3 protein-coding genes and 2 pseudogenes are annotated in these 3,768 nt (G+C 46.4%); all 5 read right to left on the bottom strand.

Annotation, left to right across the window (positions count from 1 at the left end; all coding sequences use genetic code 11):
* Positions 1-47: 47 nt before the first annotated feature.
* Positions 48-275: pseudogene (locus tag BFN00_RS01390) on the bottom strand (transposase domain-containing protein); the annotation flags it as partial.
* A gap of 114 nt (positions 276-389) precedes the next feature.
* Positions 390-1,199 (bottom strand): annotated as a pseudogene (locus BFN00_RS01385) (IS3 family transposase); the annotation flags it as partial.
* A gap of 31 nt (positions 1,200-1,230) precedes the next feature.
* A complete protein-coding gene (gene tnpC / locus BFN00_RS01380; RefSeq protein WP_071850230.1) occupies positions 1,231-2,856 on the bottom strand; it encodes an IS66 family transposase in 1,626 nt (541 codons plus the stop codon).
* A gap of 74 nt (positions 2,857-2,930) precedes the next feature.
* Entirely contained in the window at positions 2,931-3,266 is a 336-nt protein-coding gene (gene tnpB / locus BFN00_RS01375; RefSeq protein ID WP_071850229.1) for an IS66 family insertion sequence element accessory protein TnpB, read from the bottom strand.
* Positions 3,263-3,646, bottom strand: a complete 384-nt coding sequence (gene tnpA, locus BFN00_RS01370) for an IS66-like element accessory protein TnpA (protein WP_005094709.1) — start codon at positions 3,644-3,646, stop codon at positions 3,263-3,265. The genes tnpB and tnpA overlap by 4 nt, the downstream gene beginning before the upstream one ends.
* Positions 3,647-3,768 lie beyond the last annotated feature (122 nt).

Here is a 3,768-nt window from a genome sequence, read left to right as displayed (position 1 = left end):
TTTAGCTGAAATTAAAGTAAGCGTCCGCTGAATCCCATGCCTATTTTTTAATTTTGGTCGGATTTCCAGCGGTGTGGCAGTAATTCTTCTATTTGGGTCACTTTATGCGTCGGCAGCCTTTTCAGCACATCACTTAAATAGGCATACGGATCCAGTCCATTCAGCTTTGCTGACTGGATTAAAGTCATGATATTGGCAGCTCGTTGGCCGCTGCGCAGCGAGCCAGCAAACAGCCAGTTCTTACGTCCCAACGCCCAGGGGCGCATCTGATTGTCGGGTAGTCAGACGCAGTTACCTACGTCCAACCCCCTAAGAACCGTGCATGCGAGTTTCCCAGCACACGGCTCAAGTGAACCGTACCGGGTTTGTCGGAGACTTTTTTATTTAAGTTAGGCCACCTGACCTAACGGGTTAATCTTATCATAGTACATTGCTTCAAACTCAAAAGGCGATACATAACCCAGTGCACTGTGTACACGCTTTTTATTGAACCAATCTACCCAGTTTAGTGTCGCAAGTTGTACATCTGCTAAACCTTGCCAATCTGCTTTTAGATATTCAATCACCTCTGTTTTGTATAAGCCATTCACCGTTTCAGCCAAAGCATTATCGTATGAATCACCAGTCGTACCGACTGATGCTCGTAAATTTGCTGCTTCTAAACGATTGGTATAGCGAATGGAAAGATATTGCACACCTCTGTCGGAATGATGAATCACATTCTTTGGCATGCCTCGATCATGCAATGCTTGCTCCAATGCATCGAGCACCATATCTGTATTCATCCGTGTCGATACTTTCCATCCAACAATTGCTCGTGAGAACACATCAATAATAAATGCAGTATAAACCCAGCCTGAATTTGTTTGAATATACGTAAAGTCACTCACCCACAGTTGGTCAGGATGATCAGCAGTAAAATTACGTTTCACTAAATCATCTGCTCGTTTTTGGTCATCTCGGCTACGGGTGGTTTGTTTGTTCTTACCACGCCAAACACCTTGTATACCTAGCTTTTTCATTAATCGAGCAACAGTACAGCGTGCAATAATATAGCCTTCACGTTTCAGTTTTTGCCAGACTTTACGTACACCATACCGACCTGAACTTTCCTTCCAAATTCGTTTAATCTCCTCAGCATGATGCAAGTCATGTAAATCTCGCTTTGCTCGATGTTCTGGATTTTCGCAGAGATCTAGGTAAGCGTCCGCTGAATCCCATGCCTATTTTTTAATTTTGGTCGGATTTCCAGCGGTGTGGCAGTAATTCTTCTATTTGGGTCACTTTATGTGTCGGCAACCTTTTCAGCACATCACTGAGATAGGCATACGGATCCAACCCATTCAGCTTTGCTGACTGGATTAAAGTCATGATATTTGCCGCTCGCTGTCCACTGCGCAGCGAACCTGCAAACAACCAGTTCTTACGGCCCAATGCCCAGGGACGCATTGAGTTCTCTGCCCAGTTATTGTCAATGGGTAGATTGCCATCATCCAGATAGCGGCTTAAGGCTGGCCAACGCTTCAGACTGTAATTGATGGCCTTGGCGGTTGGAGAACTCGATGGCACCGTCAGATAATGTTGGTTGAGCCATTCATACAGTTGTTGCATCACCGGTTGGCTGTGCTGTTGTCGGTATTCGCGGCGGTGTTCTGCTGTACTATCGGTCTTTTTCCTGAGTTCTGCTTCTATCGCATACAGTTTCTGAATCATCAGTAATGCCTGTTCAGCGATCTGACTTTTCCCAGTCACATGTAGCTCATGGAATTTACGACGTGCATGCGCCATGCAGCCCACCTCAATGACATCGCCTGATTTAAAGCGTGCTTTATAACCACTGTAATCATCACAGACCAGATGGCCCTGCCAGCCATTCAGGAACTCTTCTGCATGCTGACCTGAACGGCTATCCTGAAAGTCATAGATCACCGCTTGAACTGGATTGTACTGTGTAGTGGCATAGGCCCAGACATAACCTTTCTTCGGTTTTTTCTCATCATCACCCATCCGCATGATGGTGACCGGCGTTTCATCGGCATGGATCACCCGCTGTTGCAGCACCACCTGTTTTAAGGCATTGGCCAGAGGCTCCAGTTCTACACCGCAGCGACCTATCCAGTCAGATAAAGTAGATCTGGACAGATCAATGCCCGCCCGCTGATAGATCAGGCGCTGACGGTACAGCGGCAAATGATCGGCATACTTCGATACCAGCACATGGCTGAGCAGTTCAGGTGAAGCAATGCCTTTATCAATCACATAGGCGGGCATCGCTTGCTGAGTCAGGGTGTCACACTGATCACAGACCCATTTGCCACGCACATGCTGTTCCTTATAGAACTGTGCCGGTCTGAAATGCAGTTTTTCACTGATATCTTCGCCGATACGACGTAACTGGCAGCCACAACTGCATTGGGTTGATGCTGGTTCATGCTCAATACGAATGGTGTGTAGATGATCGGGCAGCAGTCGACGTTTAGGTTTATTTGCTTTGGCTTTGTGTGTCGCTGCATCGGTTTTATCTGCATTCAGCCGTTCCAGTTCCAGATCAACGGCTGCAATATCTTCTTCGACCGCTTCATCCCAGAGATGGATTTGTTTTGCAGTGAGATGTTCGTTTTTACTGCCGAATTTGTGCTGTTTAAATAGTGCGAGTTCATGCTCGTATTTTTGATTGAGAATAGAAAGATGTTGAACTTTAGAATCTAATTGCTGATTGGTGACTTCAAGATGTTGAACTCTGGCATCTAATTGCTGGTTTGATTGTGCTAGAGACTGATGCTGCAGCGCCAACTGCCTGGTGAATTCCAGCAGTTGTTCATGGGTCAGTTGGCTTAAGTCAGGCAGCGTATTCATGACCTCAGTATGCCTGAGGTCATGACGCAGAGGAAATAGAACGTTTGGAGAATAGCAGAATGCACCAACCTGGTTTAGAGCATCGTCACTACCTGCTGTTGTCCAATGCGCTGCCAGGGCAAACCCTGGATCAGTGCCTGTAACTGTTCCGGGCTGAGGGCTACGCTTTCACCCTGGTGAACTTTAGCCCAGTGAAATTTGCCCTGTTCCAGCCGCCGGGCACACAGCCAGATCCCCAGTCCATCATGCACCAGTACTTTCATGCGATGGCCACGTTTATTACAGAACAGGTAAGCACAATGCGGTTTGATGTAGCCAAAGGCTCTCACCACCTGAGCCATGGCCGTATCTATGCCTGCTCGCATGTCCATGGGCTGGGTAGACAACCAGATTTCATCGATACGGATCATGTTGCCAGTGCCTTGAGTAATTCTGCTAAAGCAGATATTTTTGATACTTGCCATTTCAAGCCAATTTCTGCTTTTGAGTGGGGTAAAGTAATTTGAACCGTTAACATGTCAGTAGGAGTAGGATCTAATGGTGCAGAGCAGGATAAGGCAATAAATGCAGGTTTATTCGGTAGTGGTGAGCGATCATTCCCTGGCTTAGCATCAATTAAGCGAATCCATTTGGATACGAGATTTGTATTCAATCCATGTTGCAAAGCGACCGAAGCAATTGAAACGTCCGGTGCTTTACAAGCCTGAACGATCTGCTGTTTAAATTCAGCACTGTATGTTCTTCGTTTTTTCGCAAGAGATGCGATGGATGTCTGGTGATTTGTAGTCATAAATTTTAGTCCCCACTTGTTTTTAAGTGGGGACTAAATTAAGGCTTATAGGACGAATTCATAAGGTGTGTTCAGCGGACGCTTACGTCTGTCTCTTATACACATCTCCGAGCCCACGAGAC

It is taken from the genome of Acinetobacter sp. AR2-3 (genome assembly GCF_001878775.1).
Taxonomy (GTDB): domain Bacteria; phylum Pseudomonadota; class Gammaproteobacteria; order Pseudomonadales; family Moraxellaceae; genus Acinetobacter; species Acinetobacter lwoffii_D.
The sequence above is the reverse complement of the archived record's forward strand: the minus strand, read 5'-3'. Positions and strand labels throughout refer to the sequence as shown.